The organism is Kitasatospora sp. NPDC034023 (assembly GCF_055575795.1).
This window is the reverse complement of the sequence record NZ_JBVIRY010000014.1, coordinates 66,375-80,904: the sequence shown is the minus strand read 5'-3', so window position 1 is coordinate 80,904 and position 14,530 is coordinate 66,375. Positions and strand designations below refer to the sequence as shown.

Here is a 14,530-nt window from a genome sequence, read left to right as displayed (position 1 = left end):
CGCGCGGGCCCGGGAGGGCGCGACCCCGAACAGTTCGCGCCCACACCGCGCACCCCCTCCTGTCTCACCCCTCGGACAACCGGCACAAGCTCGGACAAGAGGGCGGATCGGCGGCGCCCACCCGACTACGCTTCGCCCTAGGCGCCCGCACCACAGCAGCGGGCCTTCGATACTGGAGTCACCACAGTGACCGACGTACAGACCCCCGCAACGCACCCCGCACCCGGCGTGCTCAGCAGGATCTTCCGTACCGAACAGGACGGCGCCCCCGGCGACGGCCACGAGCAGGTCGTGCTGTGCCACGACCGCAGCTCGGGCCTGAAGGCGATCATCGCCATCCACTCCACCGCCCTGGGCCCGGCCCTCGGCGGCACCCGCTTCTTCCCGTACGCCTCCGAGGAGGCGGCGCTGGAGGACGCGCTGAACCTGTCCCGCGGGATGTCCTACAAGAACGCGCTGGCCGGCCTGGACCTCGGCGGCGGCAAGGCCGTCATCATCGGCGACCCGAACAAGGACAAGAACGAGGCGATGCTCCGGGCCTACGGCCGCTTCGTCGAGTCCCTGCGCGGCCGCTACATCACCGCCTGCGACGTGGGCACCTACGTCCAGGACATGGACGTCATCGCGCGCGAGACCGAGTTCGTGACCGGCCGCTCGCCCGAGCACGGCGGCGCCGGCGACTCGTCCATCCTGACCGCCTTCGGCGTCTTCCAGGGCATGCGCGCCACCGCCCAGGCCCGCTGGGGCCAGCCGACCCTGCGCGGCAAGCGGGTCGGCGTCGCCGGCGTCGGCAAGGTCGGCCACTACCTGGTCGGCCACCTGATCGCGGACGGCGCCACCGTCGTCATCACCGACCCCTTCGAGGCCGCCGTCAACCGCGTGCGCGCCGCCCACCCGGACGTGGAGGTGGTCGCCGACACCGCCGCCCTGCTCCAGGCCAAGCTGGACGTCTACGCCCCCTGCGCCCTCGGCGGCGCCCTGACCGACGCCGTGGTCGCGGCGCTCGGCGAGGCCGGTACCGCCGTCGTCTGCGGCGCGGCCAACAACCAGCTGGCCCACGCCGGCGTCGAGAAGGACCTCGCCGACCGCGGCATCCTCTACGCGCCGGACTACCTGGTGAACTCCGGCGGCGTCATCCAGGTCGCCGACGAGATCGAGGGCTTCAACTTCGAGCGGGCCAAGAACAAGGCCACCAAGATCTTCGACACCACCCTGGAGATCTTCACCCGGGCCGCCTCCGACGGCGTCCCGCCGGCGGTCGCCGCCGACCGCCTGGCCGAGAAGCGGATGCGCGAGATCAGCGCGCTGCGCACCGTCCTGCTTCCGGGCGCCCGCCGCGGCTGATCCGGCCGCCGTACCGGACCCCGGCTGCGCGGGGGGCTGCCACCGCGGCCCCCCGCGCATCACGATGTGGAACCGGATTCTCACTTCTCCGCCCGAACGGGTGATCCGAGGTCCCCCTAGGGGGGATAATCGGTCCTGGAACGACGGACCGAAGACACCTCTGGACAGCGCGCAAATCGCCGCAAAACCTCCCCTGACCTGGGAAGACCTGGCCTCGGGTGCGGTCGGTGCGCGCCACGTCACACCGACGACGTACCGTCCAGCGGCGGAAACAGGTACCGTTAATGCTCCAAGGGACGGTCCTCCCATTCGGGCAGACCGGTCCTGATCATGAACACGTGTCAGACTCGGGGCCGTGAGCCCCATCGTTGAGGGGGTCGACCCATGGGGCGCGGCCGGGCCAAGGCCAAGCAGACGAAGGTCGCCCGCGAGCTGAAGTACAACAGCGGCGGGTTCGACGCTAACCGTCTGTCCAACGAGCTGGGCGTATCACCGTCCACCGCTTCGATCGACCCTGAGCCGATCGAGGAGGAGGAGGAGGACGACGACCCGTACGCGGAATACGCCGCCCGCTACGCCGACCTCGACGACGAGGACGACAACGAGCCGGGTGCCGGGGCCTCGCAGGCCTCCCGCCGCTCGTAACCAGCCGGCTTCACCGGACCGGTCCAGGCGCCCAGGGCGCCGGGCCGGTCTTCGGCGTTCCCGCGCACGGGCAGGCACACCGGCCGCCCGCCGGGTGTCGCCCGAGCCGCACGGGCTTTCCGCCGAACGGTGCACGGGCCCGCTCGTCGAGCGGTGCCCGTGGAACGCGAGAGGGCCCCTCCGGTACGCCGGAGGGGCCCTCTCGTCGTCGCCGAGCCTGCTCAGGCCGGTCTTGGGCCGCTCTAGGCCCGGAAGCCCTCGTAGGCGTTGTAGAGGGCCGCGCCGCCCTCGTGCTCGTCGGTGCGCTCGACGACGTCGCCGAGCAGCCAGGCCTCGACGCCGCGGTCCTCCAGGATCGACAGCACCGCGTCCACCGAGTGCGGCGGGACGACGGCGACCATGCCGACACCCATGTTGAGCGTCTTCTCGATTTCCAGGGTGGCCACGTTGCCGACCTCGGCGACGGTCCGGAAGACCGGCAGCGGGGTCCAGGTGCCGCGGTCCAGGCGGGCGTGCAGGCCGGCCGGGATGACCCGGTCCAGGTTGGCCGCCAGGCCGCCGCCGGTGACGTGCGAGAAGGCGTGGACCTCGGTGGCGCGGGTGAGCGCCAGGCAGTCCAGCGAGTAGATCCGGGTCGGCTCCAGCAGCTCCTCGCCGAGCGTGCGGCCGAACTCCTCGACCTTGCGGTCCAGCTTCCAGCCGGCCTCGTTCAGCAGCACGTGGCGGACCAGCGAGTAGCCGTTGGAGTGCAGGCCGGAGGCGGCCATCGCGATCACCACGTCGCCGGCCCGGACCCGGTCCGCGCCGAGCAGCGCGTCGGCCTCCACGACGCCGGTGCCGGCGCCCGCCACGTCGTACTCGTCCGGGCCCAGCAGGCCCGGGTGCTCGGCGGTCTCGCCGCCGACCAGGGCGCAGCCGGCCAGCGCGCAGCCCTCGGCGATGCCCTTGACGATCGCGGCGACCCGCTCCGGGACGACCTTGCCGACGCAGATGTAGTCGGTCATGAACAGCGGCTCGGCGCCGCACACCACCAGGTCGTCCACGACCATGCCGACCAGGTCGTGGCCGATGGTGTCGTGCTTGTCCATGGCGGCGGCGATGGCCACCTTGGTCCCCACGCCGTCGGTGGCCGAGGCCAGCAGCGGCCGCTCGTAGTTCTTGAAGGCGGACGCGTCGAAGAGGCCGGCGAAGCCGCCGAGACCACCGACCACCTCGGGGCGGTTGGCCTTCTTCACCCACTGCTTCATGAGCTCGACGGCGCGGTCGCCCGCCTCGATGTCGACACCGGCGGCGGCGTAGGTGGCGCCGTTCTGGTTGCTGGTCACTGCGGTGCGGCCCTCTCGGGTCTGGGGGGTGTTCGGGAACTCTGGGGGGTGTTCGGGAACATCGGGGGCGGAACGGCGGTGGGGCCCCGGTTCGCGGGACCCCACCGTGGAACGCTTACGGGCGGCGCAGCGCGTCGGCCGCGCCCGCCCCGCCGAGCAGCGACTGGACGCCGTCCAGGTCGCTGCCGCTGGTCGGCTTGCCGCGGACGGCCGGCTGCTGCTGGCCGCCCTTGATCTCGGCCTCCAGCAGGAGCTTCCCGAGCAGCGCCGGGTCCGGCAGCTCCATCGGGTACTCGCCGTCGAAGCAGGCCCGGCAGAGCTTGTCCTTGGGCTGCTTGGTGGCCTCGATCATGCCGTCGATCGAGATGTAGGAGAGCGAGTCGGCGCCGAGCGTGCGGCCGATCTCCTCGATGGTCATGCCGTTGGCGATCAGCTCCGCGCGGGTGGCGAAGTCGATGCCGAAGAAGCAGGGCCACTTCACCGGCGGCGAGGAGATCCGGATGTGGACCTCGGCGGCGCCGGCCTCGCGCAGCATCTTCACCAGCGCGCGCTGGGTGTTGCCGCGGACGATCGAGTCGTCCACGACCACCAGGCGCTTGCCCGCGATGACCTCGCGCAGCGGGTTGAGCTTGAGGCGGATGCCGAGCTGACGGATGGTCTGGCTGGGCTGGATGAAGGTGCGGCCCACGTAGGCGTTCTTCACCAGGCCGGAGCCGTACGGGATTCCGCTGGCCTCCGCGTAGCCGATCGCGGCGGGGGTGCCGGACTCGGGCGTCGCTATCACCAGGTCGGCCTCGACCGGGGCCTCCTTGGCCAGGCGGCGGCCCATCTCCACGCGGGAGAGGTGCACGTTGCGACCGGCGATGGAGGTGTCGGGGCGGGCCAGGTAGACGTACTCGAAGACGCAGCCCTTGGGCTTGGCCTCGGCGAAGCGGGAGCTGCGCATGCCGTTCTCGTCGATGGCGATGAGCTCGCCGGGCTCGACCTCACGGATGAAGGAGGCGCCGCAGATGTCCAGCGCCGCCGTCTCGGAGGCGACCACCCAGCCGCGCTCCAGCCGGCCGAGCACCAGCGGGCGGATGCCCTGCGGGTCGCGGGCGGCGTAGAGGGTGTGCTCGTCCATGAAGACGAGCGAGAACGCGCCCTTGACCTTGGGCAGCACGACCTTGGCCGTCTCCTCGATGGAGAGGTCCGGGTGGCCGGCGAGCAGCGCCGTCACCAGGTCGGTGTCGTTGGTCGCGGCGGCCCGGCCGGAGCGCGAGACGTGCTCCTCGCCGGGCAGTTCGGCGACCATGGCCGCCAGTTCGGCGGTGTTCACCAGGTTTCCGTTGTGCCCGAGGGCCAGCGAACCGTGCACGGTCGCCCGGAAAGTCGGTTGGGCGTTCTCCCAGACCGAGGAACCGGTGGTCGAGTAGCGGGCGTGTCCGACGGCGATATGCCCGTGCAACGACCCCAGGGAGGCCTCGTCGAAGACCTGGGAGACGAGTCCCATGTCCTTGAAGACGAGAATCTGGGAGCCATTGCTCACTGCGATGCCCGCGGATTCCTGACCGCGGTGCTGCAGGGCGTAAAGGCCGAAGAACGTGAGCTTGGCGACCTCCTCGCCGGGAGCCCAGACACCGAAGACGCCGCAAGCGTCCTGGGGGCCTTTCTCACCGGGAAGAAGATCGTGGTTGAGTCTTCCGTCACCACGTGGCACGCCTTCGAGTCTAGGGCAGTTGGCGGACGCTTCCGGAACCCGGGATGCCGGGATTGTCGGACGGTCGAGGAGTAACGCGCGTAGACAAAACCCCTTACGGGGTGGGGATTTCGGTGCGCCGGAATTCCGGCGGGCGGCGGTTGGCCTTGTGGTTCGCGCCTGTTGGGGAGTTCCGTGTGCGGAGCGGCGGGTGTCGGGGCACGGCCGAACGTGAGCCTGCTCACCCGCCGTTCACGCCGGCTTCACGCCGCCGGGAGCAGCAGGCCCCAGGCGCCCGGGTGCACCGTCCAGGTCCGGGCGCGGACCGGGCCGACCGGGTGGCCGTCCGCCTCGTAGCCGAAACCGCTGCCGACCACCGAGACGCTCGCCGCCCGGGCACGCACCAGGGCGCCGGAGGCCCGGACCACGATCTCCATCTCGCCCGTCCCGTCCGAGGCGCCGGACGGCAGGGAGACCTGGACCAGCCGGACCGGCCGGTGGACGTCCGCGAGCAGCCGGCCGTCGGCCTCGACCCGGACCCGGGGGCTGTGGTCGGCGCTCTCCGGGGTGAGTGCGTTCGCCTGCTCGGCCGCAGCCAGTTTCGCCCATAGCGAACGCAAGCCACCCGTACGGCTCACCAGTCGGCGCGCGCCCCCGCCGATGATCCGCACCCCGCCCAGCGCCACCCCGCCACCGTCGTCCACCAGCAGATCCAGCCGGCGCGGCGCACCCGACAGCACCGCCCGCGCGGCCCGTACCGGCTCCGACGGCACCCCGAGCGCACGGGCCGTCGACAGCTCCCCCGTACGACCGACCGGAACCATCCCCACCGGTTCCGTGCCCAGCTCACGCTGCCGATGCAGCGCCTGCAGCACCCGCTGCAAGGCGAGATCGGAACCGATCACCACCGGTCGCCGCCGCCCCCGGTGCGAAAGCACCCGGTCGAGTTCGGAAGGGCTCTCCGGATAGACCACCTTGACGTCCGCGCCCCCGCACAGCACGTCCTTCGCGATCCGCACCGACTCGCCGTCGGTCTGCCGGGCCACCGGGTCGAGGAGCAGCAGGAGCGGCTCGGGACCGCCGGATGCAGGCGTGGACAGGGACGACACGACCGGTCCTTCCTCAGGTAATCTCTCGGTGCAAGAGCCCCTTGCGCCATTGCGCCAGGGGCTTCGTCTATCTCGGGGCAGACTGCGGCCTACGCAGGATGCCCCAACCGGAAGGGGTGTACGCCTGTGCCGGCACTCGTGCTCGTTGGCGCTCAGTGGGGGGACGAGGGCAAGGGGAAGGCCACCGACCTCCTCGGCGGCTCCGTCGACTACGTCGTCCGCTACCAGGGCGGCAACAACGCCGGTCACACGGTGGTCATCGGCGACCAGAAGTATGCCCTGCACCTGCTTCCTTCCGGAATCCTCAGCCCGAACGTCACCCCGGTCATCGGCAACGGCGTCGTGATCGACCCGGCCGTCCTGCTCTCCGAGCTGGCCGGACTGAACGACCGCGGCATCGACACCTCCAAGCTGCTGGTCTCGGGCAACGCCCACCTGATCACGCCGTACCACCGCACCCTGGACAAGGTCACCGAGCGCTTCCTCGGCAAGCGCCGGATCGGCACCACCGGCCGCGGCATCGGCCCGACCTACGCGGACAAGATCAACCGCGTCGGAATCCGGGTCCAGGACCTGTTCGACGAGTCGATCCTGCGCCAGAAGATCGAGGCGGCGCTGCACGACAAGAACCAGATCCTGGTCAAGCTCTACAACCGCCGCACCATCCCCGCCGACCTGGTCGTCGAGGAGTACCTGGGCTACGCGGAGAAGATCAAGCCCTTCCTCGCCGACACCACCCTCGTCCTCGACGAGGCGCTGAAGGCGAACAAGGTCGTCCTGCTGGAGGGCGGCCAGGGCACCCTGCTCGACGTCGACCACGGCACGTACCCCTTCGTGACCTCGTCGAACCCGACCGCGGGCGGCGCCTGCACCGGCGCCGGCATCGGCCCCACCAAGATCGACCGGGTCATCGGCATCCTCAAGGCCTACACCACCCGCGTCGGCTCCGGCCCGTTCCCGACCGAGCTGTTCGACGCGGACGGCGAGGCGCTGCGCCGGATCGGCGGCGAGCGCGGTGTCACCACCGGCCGCGACCGCCGCTGCGGCTGGTTCGACGCGGTCATCGCGCGCTACGCGACCCGGGTCAACGGCCTCACCGACTTCTTCCTCACCAAGCTCGACGTCCTGACCGGCTGGGAGCAGATCCCGGTCTGCGTCGCGTACGAGATCGACGGCAAGCGGGTCGAGGAACTCCCCTACAACCAGTCGGACTTCCACCACGCCAAGCCGATCTACGAGACGCTGCCGGGCTGGACCGAGGACATCAGCAAGGCGAAGACCTTCGCCGACCTGCCGAAGAACGCCCAGGCGTACGTGAAGGCGCTGGAGGAGATGTCAGGCGCGCCGATCTCCGCCATCGGCGTCGGCCCGGGCCGGTACGAGACGATCGAGATCAACTCGTTCATCTGAGCCTGATCGCGTCGAGGGCCCTGCGGGACATCCGTCCCGCAGGGCCCTTTCGCTTGCCCATCCGCCGATGCATTGCACTAGTTCAAATATCTATTGCATCTAGTGCAGAGCGGCGCTACGTTCGGATCATGACCGCGAAGCTGCCCGCACCCATCACCCTCACCGGCCGCCACATCCGTCTGGAGCCGCTGGAACGCCGCCACCTCGCCGAGCTCTGGGCCGCCGTCGGCCACGACCCCGAGGTCTGGCGCTGGGTCCCCACCCACACGCCCGCCACCGAGGAGGAGCTGGGCGCGTTCCTCGACGCCCGCCTCGCGGAGGCGGCCACCGGGGAGTCGGTGTACTTCGCCGCCGTCGACCTCGCGAGCGGCAAGGCCGTCGGCGTCACCGGCTACCACGACGCCGACGCGGCGAACGAGCTGGTGGAGATCGGCGGCACCTGGTACGCCCGCTCGGTCTGGCGCACGGCGGTCAACACCGAGGCCAAGCTGCTGCTGCTCACCCACGCCTTCGAGGACCTGGGCATGGGACGCGTCTTCTGGAAGACCGACTCCCGCAACGAGCGCTCCCGCAACGCGATCCAGCGCCTCGGCGCCCGGTTCGAGGGCGTCCACCGCCGCCACCGCCACCTCCCCGACGGCACCTGGCGGGACAGCGCCTACTTCTCGATGCTCACCGACGAGTGGCCGACCGCCAAGTCCCGCCTGACGGAGCGCCTTTCGCGCGGCTGAGGAACGGCGCCGGTCCCGCCTGCCGGGCGGGGCCGGCTGTCATTTCCGTTCTCCGGTGACGGAATGGCCGGCCGCGATGCCGCGCTTCGCCGGGCGGGGTTCGCGGGGCTGGATGTTGACCAGCCAGACCAGCCAGCCGACGAATAGGACGGCGAGGAGGAGTGCGGACAATGCGACGACGAGAAGCGCATTCACCGGGATACGGAAATGCGGCGGGAAGGACGGGGATGGCGGGGAATACGGAGAGGCGAGGGAAGGGGCATGGCTGTCTCCGGTCGGTGATGTCGGGCGCCGTGACCATGCATCTGGTGTGTAATTACGGCTGATTGACGACTGTTTAGGCGACAACAAGTCAGTGAGTGACACGGACGACCCTAGGGTCAGGGTGCCAGAGTTGCTACCGAGCGGGAGAACGTTCACTCCATCGTGGGGTATCCCCCATTTCGGTAGCTAGGGCCCGGTACGCGCGGCACACTTCACCGGAAGCATCGACCGAAGCCGCGATCCGGAGAAGAGAGACATGCCACCCCGCTTGTCGCCGACCGTACGCCAGCAGCGCCTCGGGATCGAGTTGCGCAGGATGCGCGAACGCGTGGGCGTCACGCCCAAGACGCTGGCCGCCACCATCGGCACCGACCTGCCGAAGATCTCCCAGATGGAGAACGGGAAATCGGGCATCAGCGCGGACCGGCTGCGGACCTGGGCACACACCTGCGGCTGCGAGGACGGCCCGTACCTCGACGCGCTGCTCGCGATGACGCAGGACCGGCGCAAGTACTGGTGGGACAGCTACCGGGGCCGGCTGCCGAACGGGATCATCGACATCGCGGAGATGGAGCACCACGCGGCCTCCCTGTCCATCCTGAACAGCACGTTCATCCCCGGCCTGTTGCAGACCCCGGCGTACGCCGCCGCGGTGTTCGAGCGTCTCCCCCCGCAGTACCGGCAGGAGGCGGAGGTTCGGAAGGCATTCCGGATTCGGCGCCAGCAGATCTTCGTCGACCGTCCGAAGCCGTACAGCGCATTCCTGCACGAGTCCGCCCTGCGCATGCAGTTCGGCGGTCCGGAAGTACTGCGGGACCAGTTGCAGAGCCTGGCGGAGAATTCCGAGCGGCCCGGGGTGGAGATCCGGGTGATCCCGTTCAGCGTCCCCACCTACACGGGGTCCGGGGAGAGCCTGTACCTCGCCCGCGGGCCGGTCCCGGAGCTCGACACCGTCCAGATCGATCTCTCTCACGGGCCGAAGTTCGTGCACTCCGCAGAGGAATTGGACTCCTACCGCCGGATCAAGGAGAGGACCGCGATGATCGCGCTCGGGCCGGAGGAGTCCTGGGACTTCATCCGGACCTTACTGAAAGACTTCTCATGAGCAGGTGGCGCAAGGCCTCGGCCAGCGGAGAGAGCACCGACTGCGTCGAGGTCAGGGCGGCGGGCGGGCTGGTGGAGATCCGCGAGTCGGACCAGCCCGAGGTGGTCGTACGGACCACGCCGCGCAAGTGGGCCGCCTTCGTCCGCGGGGTGAAGGCCGGGGAGTTCGACCGGTACGGCGACCTCACCCGGCCCTGACCGCAGCCGTCCGGGCCGGCGCCGGCGGTAGGCTTGGCAGCCCACAGTGGACCCCTGCGCCTGGCACAGCACTCCGGGTGGGGGTGCGCGTGCGGGAGAAATCGGAGCATCCGAGGATGGCTCGGCACCTGATCACCAGCGCCCTTCCGTACATCAACGGGATCAAGCACCTGGGCAACATGGTCGGGTCCATGCTCCCGGCGGACGTCTACTCCCGCTATCTGCGCCAGCGTGGCCACGAGGTGCTGTTCATCTGCGCCACCGACGAGCACGGCACCCCCGCCGAGCTGGCCGCCCAGGAGGCCGGGCTGCCGGTCGCCGAGTTCTGCGCCCGGGCGCACGACGCGCAGAAGGCGGTGTACGACGGCTTCGGGCTCTCCTTCGACCACTTCGGCCGCAGCTCCTCGCCGCAGAACCGGGAGATCACCCAGGAGATCGCCCGCGAGCTGCAGCGCAACGGCTTCATCGAGGAGCGCTCGATCCGCCAGGTGTACTCCAACGCCGACGGACGCTTCCTGCCGGACCGCTACATCGTCGGCACCTGCCCGCACTGCGGCTACGACAAGGCGCGCGGCGACCAGTGCGAGAACTGCACCCGCGTACTGGACCCGACCGACCTGCTGGAGCCCCGCTCGGCGATCAGCGGCAGCTCCGACCTGGAGGTCCGGGAGACCAGGCACCTGTTCCTGCTCCAGTCGAAGCTGACCGAGGAGGTCGAGGACTGGGTCGGCGCCCACGGCGACACGTGGCCGGTGCTGGCCTCCTCGATCGCCCGCAAGTGGCTGACCGAGGGCCTGCAGGACCGCTCGATCACCCGCGACCTGGAGTGGGGCGTCCCGGTGCCGGCCGACGTGTGGCCCGAACTGGCTGCCGAGGGCAAGGTGTTCTACGTCTGGTTCGACGCCCCGATCGAGTACATCGGCGCCACGAAGGAATGGGCGGACGCGGCCCCGGCCGGGCAGCCGCGGGACTGGAAGTCCTGGTGGTACGAGGCCGACGCGGCCGTCCGGTACACCGAGTTCATGGGCAAGGACAACGTCCCGTTCCACACGGTGATGTTCCCGGCGACGATCCTCGGCTCGCGCCGCCCGTGGAAGAAGGTCGACTACGTCAAGGCCTTCAACTGGCTGACGTACTACGGCGGGAAGTTCTCCACCAGCCAGAAGCGCGGCATCTTCAGCGACGTCGCGCTGGAGCTGCTCCCGGCCGACTACTGGCGCTACTTCATGATGGCCCACGCGCCCGAGTCGGACGACTCCAGCTTCACCTGGGACCTCTTCGCCTCGGTGGTCAACAAGGACCTCGCCGACACCCTCGGCAACTTCGTCAACCGGGTGCTGTCCTTCAGCCGCAAGCGCTTCGGCGACGACGTCCCGGGCGGCCACCCGGCGGGCGAGGCCGAGCAGCGCCTCGGCGAGCAGGTCGCCGGGCTGCTCGCCGAGTACGAGGCCCAGCTGGACGCGCTCAACTTCCGCAAGGCGGCGCAGGCCCTGCGCGCGCTGTGGAGCGCGGGCAACGCCTACCTGGACGAGAAGGCGCCCTGGCGGCAGGTGAAGACCGACCCGGACGCGGCGGCGCTCACCCTGCGCACGGCGATGAACCTGATCCACCTGTACGCGGTGGTGTCCGAGCCGTTCATCCCGACCGCGGCGGCGGCCATGCGCGGGGCCTTCGCACTGCCCGCGGACTCGCCCGCCGCCACCCGCGCCTGGGTCGGCCCGGAGGAGGCTCGGGCACTGGACCTGGTGCCGGCCGGGACGGCGTTCACGGTGCCGCCGGTGCTGTTCGCCAAGATCACGGACGAGGACCTGGCGGCCTGGACGGCGCGCTTCGGCGGCTCCGAGGGCTGAACCGGCCCAAGGGCCGAACCGGCCCCAAGGGCTGAGGACCGTACCGCGGGCCGGGGCCCGGAGGCGACCCTCCGGGCCCTGCGCGTTCCCGGAGGTCGCGCCCTGAGCCGGCGCTACCCGGCCGTCTCCCCGGCCACCCAGTCCAGGTAGCCGGGGCTGCCGGCCACCACCGGCACGGCGATCACCTCCGGCGTCTCGTACGTGTGCCGCTCGGCGACGAACGCGCCCAGCCGGTCGGCGAGTTCGGCCCGGGTCTTGAGGTCGATCCGCCACTCCTCGGCGTCCCGCACCTCGCCCTCCCACCAGTACACCGACCGCACCGGGTACACCTGGGCGCAGGCCGCCAGCCGCTCCCGCACCACGGCGGACGCCAGGGCCCGGGCCCGCTCCTCGCTCTCGTGGGTGGTGGTCACCACGACGAAGCGCTGCTCGCTCGCTGTCATGCCCCGACGGTATCCCGGGGGCGCCGCCCCGGCCGCACCCTCGGCCAGGCCCTCTGAGCACGGGGCCCGGGACCGGGCGGCGGCACCGCCCGGCCCCCGGACCTCAGGGCTTGCGGGCCGTGTGGACGGTCATGGCGGAGAGGTAGAAGGCGTCCGGGCGGCGGAGGATGCCGGTGGGGGCCTCCTCGTCGAGGAGGGCCTCGAGGGTGCCGCGGTCCTCCGGGAGGAGGCTGTCGGCGAGCTGGTCGTGCAGGCGGCGGAGCTGGGTGTGCAGGTACCGGCGGGTCGGGCGGTCGAGCGGGGCGGGCCGGTCGACCAGGAAGGTGCGGGTGCCGCTCGGGGTCAGCCCCGCGCGCTTCAGCATGGCCGGCCAGTCCTCGATCTCCTCGGTGCTGCCCGGCAGTTCGGCCCGCATGGCGCTGAAGCCGTCCTCGTGGACCGCGTCCAGCCGGGCCTGGAATCCGGGCCGGCCGAGGCCGAAGTCCCGGGGCAGGTAGCGCGCGGGCAGGCCGCGTTCGGCGACGGCCAGCAGGCCGCCCGGCCGCAGCACCCCGGCGAGCGAGGCGAGCGCGGCCTGCTGGTCGCCCAGGTGGTGGATCGCGTTGCCGGACCAGATCAGGTCGGCCTCGCCGAGCTTGTCGAACTCGGCGGGCAGATCGGCCTGCTGGGTGCCCAGCCGGCCGCCGGAGCGGGTCCGGGCGCGCTCCAGCAGGGCGGCCGACTGGTCGACGGCCACCACCTCGGCCGCCGGGAAGACATCCGCCAGCAGTCCGGCGATCACCCCGGGGCCGCTGCCGACGTCGAGGACCCTCCGTACGGTGCCGTCCGGCCCGGCCGTCCCGTCCGTCCCGCCCGTCCCGTTGCCGTGCAGGCCGGACAGCCACCGCCCGGCCTCGGTGACCGCGGCGGCCCGCAGGTCGGCCTCGTGCTCCAGGTGCGCGGCGAGCGCGTCCCAGTCGAAGTCGGCGGCGGGGACGTTCCCGTGGCCGCGGCCATGCCCGTGCCCGTGCCCGTGCTGCTTCTGGTGCTGCTGCTGCGAGGTCATGTCCGGTCTCTCCGTTCGTGGTTGACGAAAGCTTCCCCGCTCACGCGGGCACCGCGGCGCCGGACGCGCGGCCGTGCCGGTCCCGCAGGGTCGCGACCGCCCGTCCGGGATCCTCCTGCGCGAGGTCGCGGTCCGGCGCGAAGGCGGCCGCCACGCCCATCCGCATGGCGCTCACCTCCACCGCCAGGCTGCGACCACTCTCCCCACAACGGCAAGCTTTGTTGCCACCCCAGCAAACCGAAACACCCGGCGCCGAAGAGCGCCCCGCTCAGCCGCCGGTCCGCCGCCAGTACGAGCGGGCGGCCAGCGCCAGCGCCACTCCGTAGCCGGCGAAGGCGCAGATCCCCACCCACGCCACCTGCAGCGCCTGCTCGGGCGTGGCCAGTTCGCCCTGCCGGATGCCGATCACCCCCGTACCGCACAGCGCCAGATAGCCGAGGCCGACCAGCCCGTACGGCGCCAGCGTCGCCGCGCCCAGCAGCGCCGGGGTGAGCGGCAGCCAGCGCGGGACGCGGCGGCCGCGCAGCGGAAGCGTCCAGCGCGGGAAGACCTGCCCCCACGGCCGCACCAGCCCCCACAGCAGGAACACCCCGATCGCCGCCAGCAGCACCGTGCCGTCCAGCCCCCAGGACTCCAGCGCCAGCCAGAGCCCGGAGGAGCCGTTGCGCACGTACCCGGCGTACATCTCGGCGCCGCTGACCCCCGCGAAAGTGCCGCCGAGCGCCCAGATCAGCTTCATCACCACGTACGGCACGAAGGCCAGGGTCCCCGCCCAGGCCGCGAGTTGGACGGTCGCGGGAGCCGCCGACGGGGCCGGTGCCGTCCTCCGCACGGCACCGTCGGGCCGCCGGGTACGGGCGGTGCGGGCCAGCAGCAGCGCCCCGGACGCCGCCAGCGCGCGGTGCACCGTGTCCGGGACACTGTCCACGCCCTGCCCGAACAGCAGCGTCACCACGTCCATCAGCAGGCTGAAGGCCGCCACCGCGGCCAGCCCGCACAACAGCCACAGCAGCCGCCTGAGCCCCGCCGACGGCCGCAGCCGCACCACCGCCACCCCCGCCGCGAGCGCCGCCACCCCGACCCCGGCGACCACCCACCCCAGTCCGCGCACACCGAGCAGCGCCGTCCCGGTCAGCGCACACCCCAGTCCGTAGCCCGCGTAGCCGACGCCCCAGGCCGCGACCGCCCATCCGTCATTCCTCGTCATGCCGACAGGCTCGCCCGCACCACCGGGCCCGGGCCTCCCCCCGCACGGGGATCCGGCTCCCCCGCCGGAGGGATCCCGGCGGGGACGAGAGCGCGACGCCCTTGCTTTGGAGCGCACTCCAACTCCTAGCCTCCGAGGCACCACTGACGCACCACCGACCCACCACCAGGGGGAGCA

At 71.5% G+C, this 14,530-nt stretch carries 15 protein-coding genes; 7 read left to right on the top strand and 8 right to left on the bottom strand.

What is annotated here, in order from left to right; genetic code table 11:
- Positions 1 to 186: 186 nt before the first annotated feature.
- Together ACZ52R_RS19905 and ACZ52R_RS19900 are read left to right on the top strand one after the other, a co-directional pair.
- A complete protein-coding gene (locus ACZ52R_RS19905) occupies positions 187 to 1,344 on the top strand; it encodes a Glu/Leu/Phe/Val dehydrogenase dimerization domain-containing protein (protein ID WP_465615705.1) in 1,158 nt (385 codons plus the stop codon).
- Between the two features lie 384 nt (positions 1,345 to 1,728).
- Positions 1,729 to 1,989 (top strand): DUF3073 domain-containing protein, encoded by a 261-nt coding sequence (locus tag ACZ52R_RS19900; RefSeq protein ID WP_360497891.1) that lies wholly within the window; start codon positions 1,729 to 1,731, stop codon positions 1,987 to 1,989.
- A 242-nt stretch (positions 1,990 to 2,231) separates the two neighbouring features.
- Here the strand turns inward: ACZ52R_RS19900 and purM are convergent, their stop codons facing one another.
- The 3 genes from purM to ACZ52R_RS19885 all read right to left on the bottom strand — a co-directional run bounded on the left by purM (position 2,232) and on the right by ACZ52R_RS19885 (position 6,101).
- Positions 2,232 to 3,314 carry a phosphoribosylformylglycinamidine cyclo-ligase gene (gene purM / locus ACZ52R_RS19895; RefSeq protein WP_360497893.1) on the bottom strand — a complete coding sequence of 361 codons (1,083 nt, stop codon included), beginning with the start codon at positions 3,312 to 3,314 and terminating at the stop codon, positions 2,232 to 2,234.
- A 115-nt stretch (positions 3,315 to 3,429) separates the two neighbouring features.
- On the bottom strand, positions 3,430 to 5,013 hold the full coding sequence (gene purF, locus ACZ52R_RS19890; protein WP_360497895.1) for an amidophosphoribosyltransferase: 1,584 nt from the start codon (positions 5,011 to 5,013) through the stop codon (positions 3,430 to 3,432).
- 242 nt (positions 5,014 to 5,255) lie between these two features.
- Positions 5,256 to 6,101, bottom strand: a complete 846-nt coding sequence (locus ACZ52R_RS19885; RefSeq protein WP_465615702.1) for a diacylglycerol kinase family protein — start codon at positions 6,099 to 6,101, stop codon at positions 5,256 to 5,258.
- 126 nt (positions 6,102 to 6,227) lie between these two features.
- Between ACZ52R_RS19885 and ACZ52R_RS19880 the strand changes: the two genes are divergently transcribed.
- Positions 6,228 to 7,511, top strand: coding sequence for an adenylosuccinate synthase (locus ACZ52R_RS19880; RefSeq protein WP_465615700.1), 1,284 nt, complete (start codon positions 6,228 to 6,230; stop codon positions 7,509 to 7,511).
- Between the two features lie 128 nt (positions 7,512 to 7,639).
- The gene (locus tag ACZ52R_RS19875; protein ID WP_465615698.1) at positions 7,640 to 8,242 is read left to right on the top strand and encodes a GNAT family N-acetyltransferase; all 603 of its coding nucleotides are present in this window, start codon (positions 7,640 to 7,642) and stop codon (positions 8,240 to 8,242) included.
- 39 nt (positions 8,243 to 8,281) lie between these two features.
- Here the strand turns inward: ACZ52R_RS19875 and ACZ52R_RS19870 are convergent, their stop codons facing one another.
- Complete coding sequence (locus tag ACZ52R_RS19870) at positions 8,282 to 8,437, bottom strand: hypothetical protein (RefSeq protein WP_360497903.1); 156 nt, start codon at positions 8,435 to 8,437, stop codon at positions 8,282 to 8,284.
- A gap of 325 nt (positions 8,438 to 8,762) precedes the next feature.
- Here ACZ52R_RS19870 and ACZ52R_RS19865 point away from each other — a divergent pair, with 325 nt between their 5' ends.
- The 3 genes from ACZ52R_RS19865 to metG all read left to right on the top strand — a co-directional run bounded on the left by ACZ52R_RS19865 (position 8,763) and on the right by metG (position 11,658).
- The gene (locus ACZ52R_RS19865) at positions 8,763 to 9,611 is read left to right on the top strand and encodes a helix-turn-helix domain-containing protein (protein ID WP_360497905.1); all 849 of its coding nucleotides are present in this window, start codon (positions 8,763 to 8,765) and stop codon (positions 9,609 to 9,611) included.
- Positions 9,608 to 9,808 carry a DUF397 domain-containing protein gene (locus tag ACZ52R_RS19860; protein WP_360497907.1) on the top strand — a complete coding sequence of 67 codons (201 nt, stop codon included), beginning with the start codon at positions 9,608 to 9,610 and terminating at the stop codon, positions 9,806 to 9,808. Before ACZ52R_RS19865 ends, ACZ52R_RS19860 begins: the two co-directional genes overlap by 4 nt.
- A gap of 116 nt (positions 9,809 to 9,924) precedes the next feature.
- Positions 9,925 to 11,658, top strand: coding sequence for a methionine--tRNA ligase (gene metG, locus ACZ52R_RS19855; RefSeq protein WP_465753817.1), 1,734 nt, complete (start codon positions 9,925 to 9,927; stop codon positions 11,656 to 11,658).
- A gap of 113 nt (positions 11,659 to 11,771) precedes the next feature.
- On the opposite strand, the gene cutA is transcribed toward metG, so the two are convergent.
- The 4 genes from cutA to ACZ52R_RS19835 all read right to left on the bottom strand — a co-directional run bounded on the left by cutA (position 11,772) and on the right by ACZ52R_RS19835 (position 14,353).
- Positions 11,772 to 12,101: a divalent-cation tolerance protein CutA gene (cutA, locus tag ACZ52R_RS19850; RefSeq protein WP_360497911.1), complete on the bottom strand. Its 330-nt coding sequence runs from the start codon at positions 12,099 to 12,101 to the stop codon at positions 11,772 to 11,774.
- Between the two features lie 103 nt (positions 12,102 to 12,204).
- Complete coding sequence (locus ACZ52R_RS19845) at positions 12,205 to 13,146, bottom strand: class I SAM-dependent methyltransferase (RefSeq protein ID WP_465753816.1); 942 nt, start codon at positions 13,144 to 13,146, stop codon at positions 12,205 to 12,207.
- Between the two features lie 40 nt (positions 13,147 to 13,186).
- Positions 13,187 to 13,312: a hypothetical protein gene (locus tag ACZ52R_RS19840; RefSeq protein ID WP_465615691.1), complete on the bottom strand. Its 126-nt coding sequence runs from the start codon at positions 13,310 to 13,312 to the stop codon at positions 13,187 to 13,189.
- A 102-nt stretch (positions 13,313 to 13,414) separates the two neighbouring features.
- Positions 13,415 to 14,353 carry a hypothetical protein gene (locus ACZ52R_RS19835; protein WP_465615689.1) on the bottom strand — a complete coding sequence of 313 codons (939 nt, stop codon included), beginning with the start codon at positions 14,351 to 14,353 and terminating at the stop codon, positions 13,415 to 13,417.
- Positions 14,354 to 14,530 lie beyond the last annotated feature (177 nt).

Bases quoted from the DNA above. Each gene is read 5' to 3' on its own strand.
- ACZ52R_RS19900 (WP_360497891.1), top strand. From the start codon at position 1,729: ATGGGGCGCGGCCGGGCCAAGGCCAAGCAGACGAAGGTCGCCCGCGAG.
- ACZ52R_RS19875 (WP_465615698.1), top strand. From the start codon at position 7,640: ATGACCGCGAAGCTGCCCGCACCCATCACCCTCACCGGCCGCCACATC.
- ACZ52R_RS19865 (WP_360497905.1), top strand. From the start codon at position 8,763: ATGCCACCCCGCTTGTCGCCGACCGTACGCCAGCAGCGCCTCGGGATC.
- ACZ52R_RS19860 (WP_360497907.1), top strand. From the start codon at position 9,608: ATGAGCAGGTGGCGCAAGGCCTCGGCCAGCGGAGAGAGCACCGACTGC.
- metG (WP_465753817.1), top strand. From the start codon at position 9,925: ATGGCTCGGCACCTGATCACCAGCGCCCTTCCGTACATCAACGGGATC.
- cutA (WP_360497911.1), bottom strand. From the start codon at position 12,101: ATGACAGCGAGCGAGCAGCGCTTCGTCGTGGTGACCACCACCCACGAG.
- ACZ52R_RS19845 (WP_465753816.1), bottom strand. From the start codon at position 13,146: ATGACCTCGCAGCAGCAGCACCAGAAGCAGCACGGGCACGGGCACGGG.
- ACZ52R_RS19840 (WP_465615691.1), bottom strand. From the start codon at position 13,312: ATGCGGATGGGCGTGGCGGCCGCCTTCGCGCCGGACCGCGACCTCGCG.
- ACZ52R_RS19835 (WP_465615689.1), bottom strand. From the start codon at position 14,353: ATGACGAGGAATGACGGATGGGCGGTCGCGGCCTGGGGCGTCGGCTAC.